The following is a 17,961-nucleotide window of genomic DNA, read 5'->3' on the forward strand; positions in this document are numbered from 1 at the left end:
CAACACCTGTAACGAGGGGGAACCAGGGTGGCTACGAGGCTCCTCGGGCATTCACTCTTTCCGGGCACCCCTGCACGCGCGAGCGATTTCCCGCGCGCAGGGGCGGTCGTCAGGAGGCGTCGATGAACCGGTCGAGGACCCGCACGCCGAACTTCAGCCCGTCCACCGGGACCCGCTCGTCGACCCCGTGGAACATGCCGGCGAAGTCGAGCTCCGGCGGCAGCTGGAGCGGGGCGAAGCCGAAGCAGCGGATGCCGAGGTCGTCGAAGGACTTGGCGTCGGTGCCGCCGGAGAGCATGTACGGCACGGCGCGGGCGATCGGGTCCTCGGCGCGCAGGGCCAGCTGCATGGCGTCGACCAGGTCGCCGTCGAAGCTGGTCTCCAGGGCCTTGTCGCCGTGCACGTCCTCGCGCTTCACGCGCGGGCCGAGGATGCGGTCGAGGTCGGCCAGGAACTCCTCCTCGTAACCGGGCAGGAAGCGGCCGTCGACGTGCGCGGTGGCCTGGCCGGGGATGACGTTCACCTTGTAGCCGGCGCCGAGCATGGTCGGGGCGGCGGAGTTGCGCAGGGTGGCGCCGATCATCTTGGCGATGCCGCCGAGCTTGGCGAGCGTGGCGTCCATGTCCTCGGGGTCGAGGGGGGTGCCGAGGGCGTCGGAGAGCTCGTCGAGGAAGGACCGTACGGTCTTGGTGACGCGCACCGGCCACTGGTGGCGGCCGAGCCGGCCCACCGCCTCGCACAGCTCGGTGATGGCGTTGTCGTTGTTCGTCATGGACCCGTGGCCTGCGGTGCCCTCGACGGTCAGCCGCATCCAGTGCATGCCCTTCTGGGCGGTCTCGACGAGGTAGAGGCGGAGGTTCTCGTTCACGGTGAAGGAGAAGCCGCCCACCTCGCCGATCGCCTCGGTGACCCCGTCGAAGAGGTCGCGGTGCTTGTCGACCAGGTGGCGGGCGCCGTAGGTGCCGCCGGCCTCCTCGTCGGCGAGGAAGGCGAGCACGATGTCGCGCGGCGGCTTGCGGCCGCTGCGCAGCCGGTCGCGGACGACCGCCAGGGTCATCGCGTCCATGTCCTTCATGTCGACGGCGCCGCGGCCCCAGACGCAGCCGTCGGCGACCTCGCCGGAGAAGGGGTGGTGGGTCCAGTCCTCGGCGTTGGCCGGGACGACGTCGGTGTGCCCGTGGATGAGGAGGGCCGGCCGCGACGGGTCCTCGCCCTCGATCCGGGCGACGGTGGAGGCCCGTCCCTTGTGGGACTCGATGATCTTCGGCTCGAGACCGACCTCGGCGAGCTTCTCGGCGACGTACTCGGCCGCGGCCCGCTCCCCCGGCCCTGAGTGGTCGCCGTAGTTGCTGGTGTCGATGCGGATCAGGTCACGGCACAGGTCGACGACCTCGTCCTCGCCCGTGACGCCCCTGCCGGTGTTCGACTCGCTCACGCTGCTTCCTCCCACTACGTGCCCCACGTGATGACTGGTGGTCGCCCCCATCCTCCCGTGCGGGACCCGCGGGCCCCAAGGCCGTCCACCCGCCGACATGCTCGCGTCACATGCCGAGACCGCCGAGGGGGTGGTGATCGGCCACCTCGAATGTTTGCTATGGTTTTCCTCGTCGGAACGGCCCAGCGGGGCCGGGAGGACGAGACACCTGTCCGGGTGGCGGAATGGCAGACGCGCTAGCTTGAGGTGCTAGTGCCCTTTATCGGGCGTGGGGGTTCAAGTCCCCCCTCGGACACCAGCGAAGGACCCCACAGCTTGTGGGGTCCTTCTCGTTGTGGCCCGATGACGGCCCGCAGGGCCGGTCATGGCCTGATCGCGGCCTTGTGGACGACGGGAGGACCGGTGCGACGCAGGACAAAGGCCCCCGCCTCCCCGCTCCCCCAGCGGGACGGGATCGACGCGGTGCGGGTGCGGCTGCCCGAGGATCCCGGCGGGGTGTGGGCGACCGTCGGGGAGCATCTGCGGGACCGGTACGCGGGGGCGGTCGGGGCCGGGCGGGTCGAGCGGATGCTGCGGGACGGGTGTTTCGTCGGGGCGGACGGGCGGCCGGCCGGGGGTGACGATCCGTACACGCCGGGGCGCTTTCTGTGGTTCCACCGGGAGTTCCCGGTGGAGGAGCGGGTGCCGTTCGAGGTCGGGGTGGTGTACCGGGACGAGCGGATCGTGGTCGCGGACAAGCCGCACTTCCTGGCGACGATGCCGCGCGGCCGGCATGTGACCCAGACGGCGCTCGCGCGCCTGCGGCGGGAGCTCGGGCTGCCCGCGTTGCAGCCGGCGCACCGGCTCGACCGGCTGACGGCGGGGCTCGTGCTGTTCGTCGTACGGCCGGAGGACCGGGGCGCGTACCAGACCCTGTTCCGGGACCGGAGGGTGCGCAAGGAGTACGAGGCGGTGGCACCGTACGACCCCGGGGTGGCGCTGCCGGTGACGGTGCGCAGCCGGATCGAGAAGGAGCGTGGTGTCCAGGCCGCCCGGGAGGTGCCGGGCGAGCCGAACGCCGAGAGCCGGGTGGAGCTCCTCGCGCGGGCGGGCGGTCTGGCCCGCTACCGGCTGGTGCCGGTGACCGGGCGGACCCATCAGCTGCGGGTGCACATGAATGCGCTGGGGCTGCCGATCCTGAACGATCCGCTGTACCCGGTGGTGCGGGAGGACGGGCCGGAGGACTTCGGGCGGCCGCTGGCGTTGCTGGCGCGGACGCTGGAGTTCACCGACCCGTTCTCGGGCGTGGAGAGGCGTTTCGAGAGCCGGCTGCGGCTCAGTGGCCCCGAGTGATCCATTCTTCGAGGTGCGGGGCCTCGGCGCCGATCGTGGTGGGGTCGCCGTGGCCGGTGCGGACCACGGTCCGCGGGGGCAGGGTGAGGAGTCTGTCCCTGATCGAGTCGATGATGGTCGGGAAGTCGGAGTAGGACCGGCCGGTGGCGCCGGGGCCGCCCTGGAAGAGGGTGTCGCCGGTGAAGACGGTGCCGAGGTCGGGGGCGTGGAGGCAGACGGCTCCGGGTGCGTGGCCGGGGGTGTGCAGGACGTGGAGGTCGGTCCCGGCGATGGTGAGGACCTGGCCGTCGGCGAGGTCGCCGTCGGGGGTGTGGTCGGGGTGGGTCAGCTTCCACAGCGGCTGGTCGGCGGGGTGGAGCAGGATCCGGGCGCCGGTGGCGGCGGCGAGGGCGGGGGCCGCGCCGATGTGGTCGTCGTGGGCGTGGGTGCAGACGATGGCGCGCAGGGTGCGGCCGTCGAGGGCGGCGAGGATCGCGCCGGCGTCGTGGGCGGCGTCGATGACGATCGCCTCGGTGTCGTCGCCGACGATCCAGACGTTGTTGTCGACCTCCCAGGTGCCGCCGTCGAGGCTGAAGGTGCCGGAGGTGACGAGGTGGTCGATGCGGGCGGCCATCAGAGGACCACCACCGAGCGCAGGACGTCGCCCTCGTGCATGCGGGCGAAGGCCTTCTCGACGTCGCCGAGCCCGATGGTCTCGGTGACGAAGGCGCCGAGGTCGATGCGGCCCTGCTGGTGCAGGTCGATGAGCATGGGGAAGTCGCGGGAGGGCAGGCAGTCGCCGTACCAGGAGGACTTGAGCGCGCCGCCGCGGCCGAAGACGTCGAGGAGCGGCAGTTCGAGCTTCATCTCGGGGGTGGGGACGCCGACGAGGACGACGGTGCCGGCGAGGTCGCGGGCGTAGAAGGCCTGCTCGTAGGTTTCCGGGCGGCCGACGGCCTCGATGACGACGTCGGCGCCGAAGCCGCCGGTGAGTTCTCTGACGGCTTCGACGGGGTCGGTGGTGCGGGAGTTCACGGTGTGGGTGGCGCCCATCCGGCGGGCCACGTCCAGCTTGCGGTCGTCGATGTCGACGGCGATGATCCTGGCGGCTCCGGCGAGGCGGGAGCCGACGATCGCCGCGTCGCCGACGCCGCCGCAGCCGATGACGGCGACGCTGTCGCCGCGGCCGACGCCGCCGGTGTTGATCGCGGCGCCGATGCCGGCCATGACGCCGCAGCCGAGGAGTCCCGCGACCTCGGGGGCGACGGCGGGGTCGACCTTGGTGCACTGGCCGGCGGCGACGAGGGTCTTCTCGGCGAAGGCGCCGATGCCGAGGGCCGGGGAGAGTTCCCGGCCGTCCGTCAGGGTCATCTTCTGCCGCGCGTTGTGGGTGGCGAAGCAGTACCAGGGGCGGCCGCGCAGACAGGCCCGGCACCGGCCGCAGACGGCGCGCCAGTTGAGGACGACGAAGTCGCCGGGGGCGACGTCGGTGACGCCGGCGCCGACGGACTCGACGACTCCGGCGGCCTCGTGGCCGAGGAGGAAGGGGAAGTCGTCGTTGATGCCGCCCTGCTTGTAGTGGAGGTCGGTGTGGCAGACCCCGCAGGCCTGGATCCGCACCACGGCCTCGCCGGGTCCGGGGTCGGGGATGACGATCGTCTCGACCCGTACGGGTTGGTTCCTGCCGGGGGCGATGACCCCTCGGACCTGCTGCGGCATGGCGAGCTTCCCTTCTCCGACGGTGTCTGGGCGGTCAGGCTCTGTAAGGATCTTGCGTACCACCGTCTCCTGGACAAACGCGAGACCCCCGCGGTTCGTGCCTGCGGGGGCCTGCGGGGGTCTCGCTCTTCCCGTGGGGGGAAGCGGAGGGGTCAGTTCTTGCGGGCGTCCTCGGTGGCGCGTACCCGGCCGCGGACCAGGAACCATCCGCCGACGAGGGCGGCGGCGATCAGCGGGAGGCAGTTGACGGTGGTGCGGCCGACCCCGCCGTCCAGCCACATGAGGACGACGACGGAGGCGAGGAAGACCAGCGTCACGATCTGGGTGTACGGGGCCCAGGGCAGCCGGTAGGCGGGCCGGCTGAGCCTGCCCTCCTTGGAGCGGCGGACGAAGAGCAGCGAGCACACCATGATCATGGCCCAGGTGCCGATGATGCCGATGGAGGCGAAGTTGAGGACCAGCTCGAAGGCGTCCTCGGGCATCACGTAGTTGAGGAAGACGCCGGCGACGCCGAAGCCCGCGGTGAGCAGGATGCCGCCGTAGGGGACGCCGCCCTTGTTCATGACGCCGGTGAACTTGGGCGCGGAGCCGGACAGCGACATGGAGCGCAGGATGCGGCCGGTGGAGTAGAGGCCGGAGTTGAGGCTGGAGAGGGCGGCGGTGAGGACGACGAGGTTCATCACGCCGGCGGCGCCGGGGACGCCGAGCTTGTCGAAGACGGTGACGAAGGGGCTCTGGTCGCCGGAGTAGGCGGTGTACGGGAGGATCAGGGCGAGCAGGACGACGGAGCCGACGTAGAACAGGCCGACGCGCCACATGATCGAGTTGATCGCCTTGGGCATGATCTTCTCGGGGTTCTCGGTCTCGCCGGCGGCGACGCCGCAGAGCTCGACGGAGGCGTAGGCGAAGACGACGCCCTGGATCAGCAGCAGCATCGGCATGACGCCGTTGGGGAAGATGCCGCCGTTGTCGGTGATGTTGGCGAGGCCCGGGGTGTGGCCGCCGACGTCGTGGGAGGTCACGACGAGGAAGATGCCGACGATCATGAAGGCGACGAGCGCGGCGACCTTGATGATCGCGAACCAGAACTCCATCTCGCCGAAGTACTTCACGGAGATGAGGTTGGCGGCGAGGACGACCGCGAGGGCGATCAGGGCGAGGATCCACTGCGGGACGTCGCTGAACATCGCCCAGAAGTGGGCGTAGGTGGCGGCCGCGGTGATGTCGGCGACGGCGGTGGTCGACCAGTTGAGGAAGTACAGCCAGCCGGCCGTGTAGGCGCCCTTCTCGCCCATGAACTCACGGGCGTAGGAGACGAAGGCGCCGGAGGAGGGGCGGTAGAGCACGAGCTCGCCGAGGGCCCGGACGACGAAGAAGGCGAAGACGCCGCAGACCGCGTACGCGATGAAGAGCGAGGGTCCGGCGTTGGCCATGCGACCGCCGGCACCGAGGAAGAGGCCGGTGCCGATGGCGCCGCCGATGGCGATCATGTTGATGTGCCGGGACTTGAGGTCCTTGCGGTATCCGGCGTCACCGGCGTCGACGTGGGCGGAAGCCTGCGACGCCGCGGGCGCCGCCTGCGTGGCGGACAGCGGGTCGGCCGCAGTGATGCGGTCACTCATGGAGTTGTTCGCCTTCGTGAGGGGGGAGGGTCTGTGCGGTACCCGGCCGTGCCCTTGTGGGGCTCCCGGCACGGCCAGCGGACATCCTCACGGCAAGACCCGGTCGCTGACTGTGGCCGATGTCACTGAACGCCCGGATTTGAGCTAGTTCAGAGGTTACGCAGCGGTATCCCGCGCGTGTACGGGCGGCCTACCGGGCGTCCGGCCGCCCCGCGGACCGGGCGGGCGGTGCCCCGCGGGCCGGGCGGGCGGCCGCTTCAGGGCGCAGGCGCGCGGCCGCTTCAGGGCGCGAGGACGTCGAGCTCCTTGAGGGCGCCGACGGCGATCTCGCGGGTCAGCGCCTCCGCTCGGGCCGCGTCCTTCTCCCGTACGGCCTCGGCGACCTGGACGTGGAGGGTGACGGCGGCCGGGTCGGGGTCCTCGAACATCACCTGGTGGCGCGTGCGTCCGGTGAGGACCTCGGCGACCACGTCCCCGAGGCGGGCGAACATCTCGTTGCCGGAGGCGTTGAGGACGACCCGGTGGAAGGCGATGTCGTGCACCAGGTACTCCTCCAGGCGGCGGCCGCGCGAGGTGGCGACCATGCCGAGGGCCTGTTCGGTGAGCTCGCGGCACTGCTCGGGGGTGGCGTGCAGGGCGGCGAGGCCGGCGGCGACCGGTTCGACGGCGGAGCGCAGCACGGTGAGCGAGCGGAGCTGACGGGGGCGGTCGGTGCCGGCCAGGCGCCAGCGGATGACCTGGGGGTCGTAGACGTTCCAGCGCTCGGTCGGCAGCACGATGACGCCGACGCGGCGGCGGGACTCGACGAGGTGCATGGACTCCAGGACGCGGACGACCTCGCGGACCACGGTGCGGGAGACGTCGAAGCGTTCGGCGAGCTCGTCGGTGCGCAGCACGCTGCCGGGCGGGTACTCCCCCGCGGTGATCGCGAGGCCCAGGGTGGTCAGGACGTGCGGATGGAGCCCCTGGGCCGGTGTCGTCATGGTGGCCAGCCTATGCGTGATCACACAGGTGATCACATCGGGAAGAAAAAGTACGACTTATTTGTCACAGGCTCTTGAATACGTCGTACCCAATAGGTTTCATGAGCGCGACGGATCGATGTCGGAGATGTCGAAGAAGACAGCGAGGCACCCCCCATGAGCACCACCCGCAAGCCCGGCACGGCGGACCGCCCCCAGGTCGTCGTCGTGATGGGCGTCGCCGGCACCGGCAAGACCACGATCGGCCCGCTGGTGGCCGAGGCGCTCGGCGTCCCCTATGCGGAGGGCGACGACTTCCACCCGCCGGCCAACGTGGCCAAGATGTCCGCCGGTGTCCCGCTCGACGACGCGGACCGCGCGCCCTGGCTCGACGCCATCGGGCGCTGGGCGCACGACCGGGCCGGCCTCGGCGGCGTGGTGAGCAGCTCCGCGCTGAAGCGCGGCTACCGGGACCGGCTGCGTGCGGCCGCCCCCGGCGTGGTCTTCCTCCATCTCACCGGCGACCGCGCGCTCATCGAGCGGCGGATGGCCGCCCGCAAGGGCCACTTCATGCCGACCGCGCTCCTCGACTCCCAGTTCGCCACCCTGCAGCCGCTGCAGGAGGACGAGGCCGGCGTCGCCGTCGACGTCTCCGGCACCCCCGAGGAGATCACCGCCCGGGCCGTCGCCGCGCTGCGCCGGCTCGCCGTCTGACCCCGCACCCACCCCCTGCCCCTCTCCCCCGCCCTCCTCACTTCCAAGGGACCCACCGTGACCAGTCTCAGCGTCGAGATCCTGGCAGCGGACGCCGCCGAACCGATCACCTCGGCGGGCAACGCCCAGCTCGGCATAGCCGTCCTCGCCGGCATCGCCGTCATCGTCCTGCTCATCACCCGGTTCAAGCTGCACGCGTTCCTCGCGCTGACCATCGGCTCGCTGGCGCTCGGCGCCTTCGCCGGTGCGCCGCTCGCGGACGCCATCAAGTCCTTCACCACCGGCCTCGGCAGCACCGTGGCGGGCGTCGGCGTGCTCATCGCGCTCGGCGCGATCCTGGGCAAGCTGCTCGCCGACTCGGGCGGCGCCGACCAGATCGTCGACACGATCCTCGCGAAGGCGAGCGGCCGGGCCATGCCGTGGGCGATGGTCCTGATCGCCTCCGTGATCGGTCTGCCGCTGTTCTTCGAGGTCGGCATCGTGCTGCTGATCCCGGTGGTGCTGATGGTCGCCAAGCGCGGCAACTACTCGCTGATGCGGATCGGCGTCCCGGCCCTCGCCGGACTGTCCGTGATGCACGGCCTGATCCCGCCGCACCCGGGACCGCTCGTGGCGATCGACGCGCTCGGCGCCAACCTGGGCGTCACCCTCGCCCTCGGCCTCCTCGTCGCGATCCCGACCGTGATCATCGCCGGCCCGGTCTTCTCCCGCTGGGCCGCCCGCTGGGTCGACGTCCCGGCCCCCGAGCACATGATCCCCTCCCGCCCCTCGGAGGACCTGGAGAAGCGGCCCGGCTTCGGCATCACCGTCGCCACCGTGCTGCTGCCGGTCGTCCTGATGCTGGTGAAGGCGCTCGTCGACATCGTCGTCGACGACCCGGACAACGGTCTGCAGAAGGTCACCGACGTCATCGGTTCGCCGCTGATCGCCCTGCTCGCCGCCGTCCTCGTCGGCCTGTTCACCCTGGGCCGGGCAGCCGGGTTCACCAAGGAGCGGCTGTCCTCCACCGTGGAGAAGTCGCTGGCCCCGATCGCGGGCGTGCTGCTGATCGTCGGCGCGGGCGGCGGCTTCAAGCAGACGCTGATCGACATCGGCGTCGGGCAGATGATCCTCGACTTCTCCGAGAACTGGTCGATCCCGGCCCTGCTGCTCGCCTGGCTGATCGCCGTCGCGATCCGCCTCGCGACCGGCTCGGCCACGGTGGCCACCATCTCGGCGGCCGGCCTGGTGGCCCCGCTCGCCGAGGGCATGTCGACGGGCGAGGTCTCCCTCCTGGTCCTCGCGATCGGTGCCGGTTCGCTCTTCTTCAGCCACGTGAACGACGCCGGGTTCTGGCTGGTGAAGGAGTACTTCGGGATGAACGTCGGCCAGACGATCAAGACCTGGTCGGTGATGGAGACGATCATCTCGGTGGTGGGGATCGTGTTCGTGCTGCTGCTGTCGCTGGTGCTGTAGCGCGGTCGGTACGACGCCGCTCGAGCGGCTCGGCGAGGACCCGGCGTGCGGAGATCCGTACGGCCGGGTCCTCGTCGTTCCCGGCGCGCCGCTCAGCCCACCGCCTCAGCCCACCGTCAGCCCACCGCTCGGGCCACCACCTCAGCCCACCGCCTCCGCCGCCGCGCGCCCCGCCGCGCGCCCCGAGAAGAGGCAGCCGCCGAGGAAGGTGCCTTCGAGGGAGCGGTAGCCGTGGACTCCGCCGCCGCCGAAGCCGGCCGCCTCGCCCGCCGCGTACAGGCCGGGCAGCGGCTCGCCGGACGGGGTGAGGACGCGGGAGGAGAGGTCGGTCTGAAGGCCGCCGAGGGACTTGCGGGTGAGGACGCTGAGGCGGACGGCGATCAGCGGGCCGGCCTCGGGGTCGAGGATGCGGTGGGGGGCGGCCGTGCGGACGAGTCGGTCGCCGAGGTAGCGGCGGGCGCCGCGGATCGCCGTGATCTGGAGGTCCTTGGTGAAGGGGTTGGCGATCTCGCGGTCGCGGGCGGTGATCTCCCGGCGCAGCGCGGTCTCGTCGATCAGGTCCTCGCCGGTGATCCGGTTCATGCCGCGGACGAGGGCGGCGAGGTCCCGCTCGACGACGAAGTCGGCGCCCTTGTCCATGAAGGCCCTCACCGGGCCGGGGACGTCGGCGCGGGCGCGGACGAGGACGTCGCGGACGGACCTGCCGGTGAGGTCGGGGTTCTGTTCGGAGCCGGAGAGGGCGAACTCCTTGCCGATGATCTTCTGGTCGAGCACGAACCAGGTGTGGTCGTGGCCGGTCCGCATGATGTGTTCGAGGGTGCCGAGGGTGTCGAAGCCGGGGAAGAGCGGTACGGGCAGCCGCCTGCCGGTCGCGTCGAGCCAGAGGGAGGACGGGCCGGGCAGGATGCGGATGCCGTGGCGGGCCCAGATCGGGTTCCAGTTCTCGATGCCCTCGGTGTAGTGCCACATCCGGTCGCGGTTGACGTGGTGGGCGCCGGCGTCCTCGGCGATGCCGAGCATCAGGCCGTCGACATGGGCGGGGACGCCGGACAGCATGCGGGCGGGCGGGGTGCCGAGGCGGGCCGGCCACTGCGCGCGCACCAGGTCGTGGTTGCCGCCGATGCCGCCGGAGGCGACGATCACGGCCTGCGCCCGGTACGAGAAGGTGCCGGCGGCCTCGCGGCCGCTGGCCGTGCCGCGCGGGACGTCGGAGGGGGCCAGGATCTCGCCGTCGACGGTGTCGAGCGCGCCGGCGGTGCGGGCGAGGCCGGTCACCCGGTGGCGGAAGCGGAAGCGGACCAGGCCCCGCGCGACGCCTTCGCGCACCCGGCGCTCGAAGGGGGCGACGAGACCGGGGCCGGTGCCCCAGGTGATGTGGAAGCGGGGTACGGAGTTGCCGTGCCCGTTGGCGCCGTAACCGCCGCGCTCGGCCCAGCCGACGACCGGGAAGAAGCGGACGCCCATGCCGTGCAGCCAGGCGCGCTTCTCGCCGGCCGCGAAGTCGACGTACGCCTCGGCCCACCGCCGCGGCCAGGCGTCCTCCGGCCGGTCGAAGCCGGCGGTGCCGAGCCAGTCCTGGAGGGCGAGGGCGTGGCTGTCGCGGATGCGCATCCGGCGCTGCTCGGGCGAGTCGACGAGGAACAGGCCGCCGAAGGACCAGTGGGCCTGCCCGCCGATCGACTGCTCGGGTTCCTGGTCGAGCAGGATGACCGACCGGCCCGCGTCGACCAGTTCGGCGGTGGCGACGAGACCGGCGAGGCCGGCCCCGATCACGATGGCATCGGCGTCGTACGACTCATGAGGCATGGTCCGCATCTTGGATACACCGATGTATCGAGTCAATGGCCGGGGGGCGCGGGAGGGCCGGTCGTACCCGTTCCGTTTTCTAATGCCGAGCATTAATGTGACTGGCATGGCAAGGACCTCAGGACCCGGGACCCGGGAGAAGCTGATCCGCGCGGCCGAGGAGGTCTTCGCCGCCCAGGGCGTCCACGGCGCCCAGCTGCGGGACGTCGTGGCCCTCGCCGGGCAGGCCAACCCCTCCGCCGTGCAGTACCACTTCGGCTCCCGGGCCGGGCTGCTCGACGCCGTCATGGCCGCGCGGCAGCTGCGCACCGAGCAGGTCCTCGCCCCGCTCCTCGACGCCGCCCCCGACGACACCCACGCCCTGATCGGCGCCCTCGTCGCGGCCGAGGCGAGCGAGCTGCGCACCGACCGGGGGCGGCGCTGCCTGCGCATCTCCGCCCAGCTCAGCCACGAGAGCGGGATCCGCTCCCGCACCCCGCACCCCACCCTCGCCGGCACCCGCTCCTGGCGGCTGATCGAACGCGTCGAGGCCTGCCTGGCCGCCGACGGGCTGCCCGGACCGCTGCGCCTGGAACGGCTCGACCTGGCGCTGACCGTCGTCGGCGCGGCGCTGGCCGACCGGGCCCGGCAGTACCTGGACGGCGAGGAACCGCTCACGAGCGAGCCGCTGTTCCTCGCCGACCTGGTCGGGACGACCACCGCGCTGCTCCGGGCGGCGCCGCCCCGGAGCCTCTGACCACCTCCGACCACCACCTCCGACCGTCGCCTCTGGACATCCCGAACGCACCCCGCCCTCCCCCTCCCGTGCCCGAGAAGGCCCCCGAAAGGACCCTCCATGAACGACCTCACCGGCAAGACCGTCCTGATCACCGGCGGCGCCCGCGGACTGGGCGCCGAAGCCGCCCGCCAGGCGGTGGCCGCCGGCGCGAACGTCGTCGTCACCGACGTCCTCGACCAGGAGGGCAAGGCGACCGCGGCCGAGCTCGGCGAACGGGCCCGCTTCCTCCACCACGACGTGACCTCGCAGGAGGAGTGGGCCGCGGCCGTCGCGTACGCGACCGCGGAGTTCGGCGGGCTGCACGGACTGGTGAACAACGCCGGCATCGCGACCGGCGCCTTCCTGGAGACGGAGTCCGTCGAGCACTTCCGCAGGGTCCTCGACGTCAACCTCACGGGCGTCTTCATCGGGATGAAGACCGCCATACCCGCCATGAAGGAGGCCGGCGGCGGGTCGATCGTCAACATCTCCTCCGCCGCCGGCCTGATGGGCCTGGCGCTGACCGCCGGTTACGGCGCCTCCAAGTGGGGCGTGCGCGGCCTGACGAAGATCGGCGCGGTGGAGCTCGGCGCCTCCCGGATCCGCGTCAACTCCGTCCACCCCGGCATGACGTACACCCCGATGACCGCCTCCGTCGGCATCGAGAAGGGCGAGGGGAAGTACCCCAACACCCCGATGGGCCGGGTCGGCGAGGCCCACGAGATCGCGGGCGCGGTCGTCTTCCTGCTCTCCGACGCCGCCTCGTACGTGACGGGCGCGGAGCTGGCGGTGGACGGCGGCTGGACCACCGGCCCGACGGTGAAGTACGTCATGGGGCAGTGAGCTCATGGGGGAACCTGCTTGGATGGCGGCATGAGCGCCGCTGACGAACTGATCGACGTCGTCGACGAGGACGACCGGGTGACCGGACGGCTCCCGCGCGGTGAGGTGTACGCGCGGGGCCTGATCCACCGCTGCGTCTTCGTCCAGGTGCGCGACGCCCAGGGGCGGATCTTCGTCCACCGCAGGACGCCCACGAAGCTGGTCTACCCCTCCCTGTACGACATGTTCGTCGGCGGGGTGGTCGGCGCGGGCGAGTCCTACGACGAGGCCGCGCTGCGGGAGGCCGAGGAGGAGCTGGGCGTGTCCGGGCTGCCCCGGCCGGTGCCGCTGCTGAAGTTCCTGTACGACTCCGGGGGCGTGGCCGGGAAGTGGTGGTCGGCCGTGTACGAGGTGCGCTGCGACCTGCCCGTGAACCCGCAGGTGGAGGAGGTGGCCTGGCACGCCTTCCTGCCGGAGGAGGAGCTGGCGGCCCGGCTCGCCGAGTGGGAGTGGGTGCCCGACGGCCTCGCCGCGTACGAGCGGCTGCGCGCGCGCCGGGGCCGCTGAGGTGCCCGCCGGGGCCGTTAAGGTGCCCGGGTGAGCGACTTCGTACAGAGCCTGCGGCTGTGGTTCGCGCCGCAGCGCCTCCGGGAGGAGGGCGAGACCCCCGACTACCGCTTCTCCCTGGCCAACGAGCGGACCTTCCTGGCCTGGATCCGGACCGCGCTCGCGCTGATCGGCGGCGGTTTCGCCGTGGACCAGTTCCTGCCGGACCTGCGCTGGGGCGTCCGGGTCGGGCTCGCGCTCGCGCTGCTCGCGGCCGGTGTGCTGTGCGCGCTGCGCGCGGTGAACCACTGGGTGCGCTGCGAGCGGGCCATGCGGCGCGGCGAGGACCTGCCCGTCTCGCGTTTCCCGACGGTGCTGAGCCTGGCGGTGGCGGTGGTCGCGCTCGCGATGGTGGTGGTCGTGGTCTTCGGCTGGACCGGGCGGTGAGCGAGACCGGAGCCGCGGCGGGCCGGGACCCGGGGCTCCAGCCGGAGCGGACCCGGCTCGCCTGGCGGCGGACGACCCTGTCGTGCACGGTGGTGGCCGTCCTCGCCGGCAAGCAGGCCATCCACGACGGGGTGACGGCGACCGGCCTCGTGGCCGCGGGCCTGTCGGTCCTGGCGTGGATCGGGTTCCTGGCGGTCGCGCACCGCCGGATCCAGACGCTCGGCGCCGCCGTCCGGCCGCTGCCGCTCTCGCACCGGGGCGCCCTGCTCGCGGCGGTGTGCACGGTGGCGTTCGCGGGCTGCGCGGTCGCGGTCGTGCTCTGAGGGCCACGCCCGTCGGCCCGTGCCTCCCGGCCCTCTCCCCGCCTCCTCACGGCCCGTGGCCCACCACCCTGAAGAAACGGGTATTCCGGACTAGCCTGGAACGGTCACCCTCCCTTCCCCGAGGTGATGTCATGACCGTCCCGCACCACGAGCACCCCACTTCCCACGCGCACTCCCACGGCCCGTCCTGCGGCCACACCGCCGTTCCGCACCGGGACCACGTCGACTACGCCCACGACGGCCATCTGCACCGCGAGCACGCCGGGCACTGGGACGAGTGCGAGCCCACCTCGCACGTCGCGCACACCCACCCGGACCACACGCACGGGCCGGACTGCGGACACCCCGCCGTCCCGCACGGCGACCACGTCGACTACGCGCACGACGGGCACCGGCACGCGGCGCACGACAACCACTGGGACGACCACTGACGGGACGGCGAACTTCCCCCGGGCGTCGGCCGACTGGCACTCTTCCCCTGTCACGTCGGCCTCTCGTCCGGGGGATCACCTGTGCCAGCCACCGAGCCCTATGTGGTCGCGCTCGCGCCGCACGTCCATGCCTTCGTCCAGCCGGACGGCGGCTGGTGCCTGAACAACGCCGGGTTCGTCGGGGACGGCGCCGAGAGCCTGCTCATCGACACCGCCGCCACCGAACGCCGGGCCCTGCTGCTGCGGGAGGCGGTGCGCGACGCGGGGCTCGCGCCGCCCCGGACGATCGTCTCCACCCACCACCACGGCGACCACACGTACGGCAACGGGGTGTTCCGGCCCGAGGCCCATATCGTGGGCCACGAGAACTGCCGGACCGAGCAGCTGGCCGCCGGTCACCAGCTCCATCTGCTGTGGCCGCGGACCGACTTCGGCCGGGTCGAGATCACCCCGCCGCACCTGACCTACCGGGACCGGCTGACGCTCCACGTCGGCGAGACCGAGGTACGGGTGATCCACCCGGGACCGGCGCACACGACGGGTGACTCGATCGTCCATCTCCCGGCCGAGGGCGTGGTGTTCACCGGCGACCTGATCTTCCACGGCGGCACGCCGTTCCTGCCGATGGGTTCGCTGGCCGGCTCGCTGCGCGCGCTCGACCTGCTGCGTTCGCTCGACGCGCCCACGGTGGTGCCGGGCCACGGCCCGGTCACCGACCCCTCCGCGTACGACGCGACCGAACGCTATCTGCGCTGGGTGCGGGAGCTCGCCGCCGAGGGCCACGCCAAGGGGGCGACTCCCCTGGAGACCGCCCGCGGGGCGGACCTGGGCGAGTTCGCCGCGTGGCGGGAGAGCGAGCGACTGGTCGCCAACCTGCACCGGGCGTACGCGGAGCTGGACGGCCTGCCGGAGGGGCATCCGCTGGACCCGGTGGCGGTGTTCGGGGACATGGCCGCGATGAACGGCGGGGTGCCGGTGGCCTGTCACGCGTAGGGCGGCTGCCACGGGCAGGGCCCGCATAGGGCCCGCCTGCACGAACAGGTCCCGCCTCGGGCCCGGCTGCCCCGCGTCGGCCCGCCCGCCACGGGCAGGGCCCGCGTTGGGCCCCTGCCCCACGTAGGGCCGCCCGCCCGCCCCTCCCGCTACCAGCGCCCCTGCGTCCATCCCGGATCCACGGCCCGCATCGCCGCCGCGTCGTCGCGGTCGCGCATCCGGCCGTCGTCCTCGGCCCACCGGCGGTGGAGGTCGGCGAGCCGGTCGCGGTCGAGGGTGACGCCGAGGCCGGGCGCGTCGGAGACGGCGAGGCGGCCGGAGCGGAAGGGCGGGGCGGTGGTGACGACGTCCTCGGTCTGCCACGGGTAGTGGGTGTCGCAGGCGTGGTCGAGCCGGGGCAGGGTCGCGGCGACCTGGGTCATGGCGGCGAGGCTGATGCCCAGGTGGGTGTTGGAGTGCATGGAGAGCCCGATGCCGTACGCGCCGCACAGCGCGGCGAGTTCGCGGGTGCGGTGCAGCCCGCCCCAGTAGTGGTGGTCGCAGAGCACGATCCGTACCGCACTCCGGGCGAAGGCCTCCGGCACCTCCTCGAAGGCGGTCACGCACATGTTGGTGGCGAGCGGCACCGGGGTGCCGGCGGCGACCTCCGCCATCGCGGCCGTCCCGGTCGCCGGGTCCTCCAGGTACTCCAGGACGTCGCCGAGTTCGCGGGCGACGGCGAGGGAGGTGGCCACCGACCAGGCGCCGTTGGGGTCGAGGCGCAGCGGGCGGCCCGGGAACTCCTTCGCGAGGGCGCGGATCGCGGTGATCTCCTCCTCGGGCGGGAAGACCCCGCCCTTGAGCTTGAAGGAGCCGAAGCCGTGGCGGCGGTCGAAGCGGCGGGCCTGCTCGACGACGCCGGCCGGGTCGAGGGCCTCGCCCCACGCGTCGGGAGCGGCGGCGGGGTGGGCGCCCCACTTGTAGAAGAGGTAGCCGCTGTACTCGACCTCGTCGCGGACCTTGCCGCCGAGCAGGGCGTGGACGGGCAGGCCGAGGCTCTTGCCGAGGGCGTCCAGGCAGGCGGTCTCGAAGGCGGAGACGACGGAGAGGCGGAGCTTGTCGGCCGTCTGGGCACCGCGCAGGCCGCCGGCGTCGACCCGGTCGTCCACCCTTCCGGTCATGTCCGAAGCGGTGACCTCGGCGGCCAGCCGGAACAGGCCGTTCACATGCGTGACCGGATGGCCGGGCAGCGCCTCGGCCAGCGGACGGGCCAGGTCGAGGTAGCGCGTGTCGCCGTAGGTCTCGCCGAGGCCGGTCACGCCACCCCGGGTGACGACCTCCACCACGAGCCGGGGCGTGAAGGGCTGGTGGACGCCCTGAGTGTTGAGGAGCGGTGGGTCGGCGATGAGGATCGGGGTCAGCCGGACGTCGTCGATGCACAGCGCTGAATCCATATGTGAACCCTATTCATGCGCGCGGACGGGACACCAGGGGCGCGCACCGGGTTTCCCGCCTCCCCCTGGACGACATACCGACTGGTCGGTCATCATGAACGCCGAAGCCGACCCCGGAGGTACGCCCGTATGAGTTCCGCCCCTCCCCCGCAGTCCCCGACGCGGGAGGTGCCCCCTCCCGGTCTCGACCCCGAGCGGCTGCGCCGTTTCCTCGACCGCGAGCGGCCCGGTCTCGTCTCCGGTCCGCTCACCGCCCGGCTGATCGAGGGCGGCCGCTCCAACCTGACGTACGTCGTGACCGACGGGGCCGGCCGCTGGGTCGTGCGCCGTCCTCCGCTCGGCCACGTCCTCGCCACCGCCCACGACATGAAGCGCGAGCACCGGGTCATCAGCGCCCTGCACCCCACCGCCGTGCCGGTGCCGGAGACGGTCGTGCTGTGCGAGGACGAGTCGGTGCTCGGCGCGCCCTTCTACGTCATGGAGTTCGTCGACGGCACCCCGTACCGCTCCGCCGGCGAACTCGCCGCGCTGGGCCCGGAGCGCACCCGTCAGGCGGTCCTCGGTCTGGTCGACACCCTCGTCGACCTGCACGCCGTCGACCCGGCCGGTGTCGGCCTCGCGGACTTCGGGCGGCCCGAGGGCTTCCTCGACCGGCAGCTGCGCCGCTGGGGCAAGCAGCTCGCCGCCTCCCGCGGCCGCGACCTGGCCGGCATCGACGAACTGCACGCGGCCCTCGGCCGCGGCCTGCCGGTCTCCCCCGTGCCCGCCGTGATCCACGGCGACTACCGCCTGGACAACGTCCTCATCGGCGCCGACGACCGGATCAGGGCCGTGCTCGACTGGGAGATGTCCACCCTCGGCGACCCGCTCACCGACCTCGGCCTGCTGGTCATGTACAGCACGCCGCTCGACCTGCCGGGCTCGCCGATCTCCACCACCGCCTCCGCCGCCGGCCACCCCACCGCCGCCGAGCTGACCGAGCGGTACGCCGCGCGCTCCGGCCGCGACACCGGCGCCCTGTCCTGGTACACGGCCTTCGCCTGGTTCAAGCTCGCCGTGATCCTGGAGGGCATCCACTACCGCTACACCCTCGGCCAGACCGTCGGCGCCGGATTCGACCGCATCGGCGAACTCGTCCCCGTCTTCATCGAGCACGGCCTCACCACCCTCCAGGAAGGCTGATCC

General features: G+C 72.5%; 18 protein-coding genes and 1 tRNA gene. 12 read left to right on the forward strand and 7 right to left on the reverse strand.

Going from position 1 to position 17,961, the window contains the following annotated elements:
* Positions 1-109: 109 nt before the first annotated feature.
* The gene (locus ABTZ91_RS14910) at positions 110-1,435 is read right to left on the reverse strand and encodes a M20/M25/M40 family metallo-hydrolase (RefSeq protein ID WP_352077531.1); all 1,326 of its coding nucleotides are present in this window, start codon (positions 1,433-1,435) and stop codon (positions 110-112) included.
* A gap of 210 nt (positions 1,436-1,645) precedes the next feature.
* Between ABTZ91_RS14910 and ABTZ91_RS14915 the strand changes: the two genes are divergently transcribed.
* Both ABTZ91_RS14915 and ABTZ91_RS14920 read left to right on the forward strand, forming a co-directional pair.
* A tRNA-Leu gene (locus ABTZ91_RS14915) sits at positions 1,646-1,733 on the forward strand.
* Positions 1,734-1,837: 104 nt separating this feature from the next.
* Positions 1,838-2,767 carry an RluA family pseudouridine synthase gene (locus ABTZ91_RS14920; RefSeq protein ID WP_352077532.1) on the forward strand — a complete coding sequence of 310 codons (930 nt, stop codon included), beginning with the start codon at positions 1,838-1,840 and terminating at the stop codon, positions 2,765-2,767.
* Here ABTZ91_RS14920 and ABTZ91_RS14925 read toward each other — a convergent pair.
* The 4 genes from ABTZ91_RS14925 to ABTZ91_RS14940 form a co-directional block, all read right to left on the reverse strand.
* Positions 2,751-3,380: an MBL fold metallo-hydrolase gene (locus ABTZ91_RS14925; protein WP_352077533.1), complete on the reverse strand. Its 630-nt coding sequence runs from the start codon at positions 3,378-3,380 to the stop codon at positions 2,751-2,753. The two genes, ABTZ91_RS14920 and ABTZ91_RS14925, sit on opposite strands and share 17 nt — an antisense overlap.
* On the reverse strand, positions 3,380-4,465 hold the full coding sequence (locus ABTZ91_RS14930) for an S-(hydroxymethyl)mycothiol dehydrogenase (protein WP_352077534.1): 1,086 nt from the start codon (positions 4,463-4,465) through the stop codon (positions 3,380-3,382). Before ABTZ91_RS14930 ends, ABTZ91_RS14925 begins: the two co-directional genes overlap by 1 nt.
* Positions 4,466-4,617: 152 nt before the next feature.
* Positions 4,618-6,087, reverse strand: coding sequence for an amino acid permease (locus tag ABTZ91_RS14935; protein WP_352077535.1), 1,470 nt, complete (start codon positions 6,085-6,087; stop codon positions 4,618-4,620).
* A gap of 281 nt (positions 6,088-6,368) precedes the next feature.
* Positions 6,369-7,070 carry an FCD domain-containing protein gene (locus ABTZ91_RS14940; protein ID WP_352077536.1) on the reverse strand — a complete coding sequence of 234 codons (702 nt, stop codon included), beginning with the start codon at positions 7,068-7,070 and terminating at the stop codon, positions 6,369-6,371.
* Between the two features lie 156 nt (positions 7,071-7,226).
* On the opposite strand from ABTZ91_RS14940, the gene ABTZ91_RS14945 reads away from it, so the two are divergent.
* On the forward strand, positions 7,227-7,763 hold the full coding sequence (locus ABTZ91_RS14945; protein WP_352077537.1) for a gluconokinase: 537 nt from the start codon (positions 7,227-7,229) through the stop codon (positions 7,761-7,763).
* A 57-nt stretch (positions 7,764-7,820) separates the two neighbouring features.
* Positions 7,821-9,218 (forward strand): gluconate:H+ symporter, encoded by a 1,398-nt coding sequence (locus tag ABTZ91_RS14950; protein ID WP_352077538.1) that lies wholly within the window; start codon positions 7,821-7,823, stop codon positions 9,216-9,218.
* Positions 9,219-9,359: 141 nt separating this feature from the next.
* On the opposite strand, the gene ABTZ91_RS14955 is transcribed toward ABTZ91_RS14950, so the two are convergent.
* Positions 9,360-11,024: an FAD-binding dehydrogenase gene (locus tag ABTZ91_RS14955; protein WP_352077539.1), complete on the reverse strand. Its 1,665-nt coding sequence runs from the start codon at positions 11,022-11,024 to the stop codon at positions 9,360-9,362.
* A 106-nt stretch (positions 11,025-11,130) separates the two neighbouring features.
* On the opposite strand from ABTZ91_RS14955, the gene ABTZ91_RS14960 reads away from it, so the two are divergent.
* The 7 genes from ABTZ91_RS14960 to ABTZ91_RS14990 all read left to right on the forward strand — a co-directional run bounded on the left by ABTZ91_RS14960 (position 11,131) and on the right by ABTZ91_RS14990 (position 15,343).
* On the forward strand, positions 11,131-11,760 hold the full coding sequence (locus ABTZ91_RS14960; protein ID WP_352077540.1) for a TetR family transcriptional regulator: 630 nt from the start codon (positions 11,131-11,133) through the stop codon (positions 11,758-11,760).
* Positions 11,761-11,859: 99 nt separating this feature from the next.
* On the forward strand, positions 11,860-12,624 hold the full coding sequence (locus ABTZ91_RS14965; RefSeq protein WP_352077541.1) for a glucose 1-dehydrogenase: 765 nt from the start codon (positions 11,860-11,862) through the stop codon (positions 12,622-12,624).
* 30 nt (positions 12,625-12,654) lie between these two features.
* Positions 12,655-13,170, forward strand: a complete 516-nt coding sequence (locus ABTZ91_RS14970) for an NUDIX domain-containing protein (protein WP_352077542.1) — start codon at positions 12,655-12,657, stop codon at positions 13,168-13,170.
* A 30-nt stretch (positions 13,171-13,200) separates the two neighbouring features.
* Complete coding sequence (locus ABTZ91_RS14975) at positions 13,201-13,596, forward strand: DUF202 domain-containing protein (RefSeq protein WP_345489961.1); 396 nt, start codon at positions 13,201-13,203, stop codon at positions 13,594-13,596.
* Positions 13,593-13,919, forward strand: a complete 327-nt coding sequence (locus ABTZ91_RS14980) for a DUF202 domain-containing protein (RefSeq protein ID WP_352077543.1) — start codon at positions 13,593-13,595, stop codon at positions 13,917-13,919. Before ABTZ91_RS14975 ends, ABTZ91_RS14980 begins: the two co-directional genes overlap by 4 nt.
* Positions 13,920-14,050: 131 nt before the next feature.
* Positions 14,051-14,350, forward strand: coding sequence for a hypothetical protein (locus tag ABTZ91_RS14985; protein WP_352077544.1), 300 nt, complete (start codon positions 14,051-14,053; stop codon positions 14,348-14,350).
* Between the two features lie 81 nt (positions 14,351-14,431).
* Entirely contained in the window at positions 14,432-15,343 is a 912-nt protein-coding gene (locus ABTZ91_RS14990; RefSeq protein ID WP_352077545.1) for an MBL fold metallo-hydrolase, read from the forward strand.
* Between the two features lie 149 nt (positions 15,344-15,492).
* Here the strand turns inward: ABTZ91_RS14990 and ABTZ91_RS14995 are convergent, their stop codons facing one another.
* A complete protein-coding gene (locus ABTZ91_RS14995) occupies positions 15,493-16,776 on the reverse strand; it encodes an enolase C-terminal domain-like protein (RefSeq protein ID WP_352077546.1) in 1,284 nt (427 codons plus the stop codon).
* A 129-nt stretch (positions 16,777-16,905) separates the two neighbouring features.
* On the opposite strand from ABTZ91_RS14995, the gene ABTZ91_RS15000 reads away from it, so the two are divergent.
* Positions 16,906-17,958, forward strand: coding sequence for a phosphotransferase family protein (locus ABTZ91_RS15000; protein WP_352077547.1), 1,053 nt, complete (start codon positions 16,906-16,908; stop codon positions 17,956-17,958).
* Positions 17,959-17,961 lie beyond the last annotated feature (3 nt).

Origin of the sequence: Streptomyces sp. NPDC126499 (assembly GCF_040302485.1) — a bacterium.
Classification (GTDB): domain Bacteria; phylum Actinomycetota; class Actinomycetes; order Streptomycetales; family Streptomycetaceae; genus Streptomyces.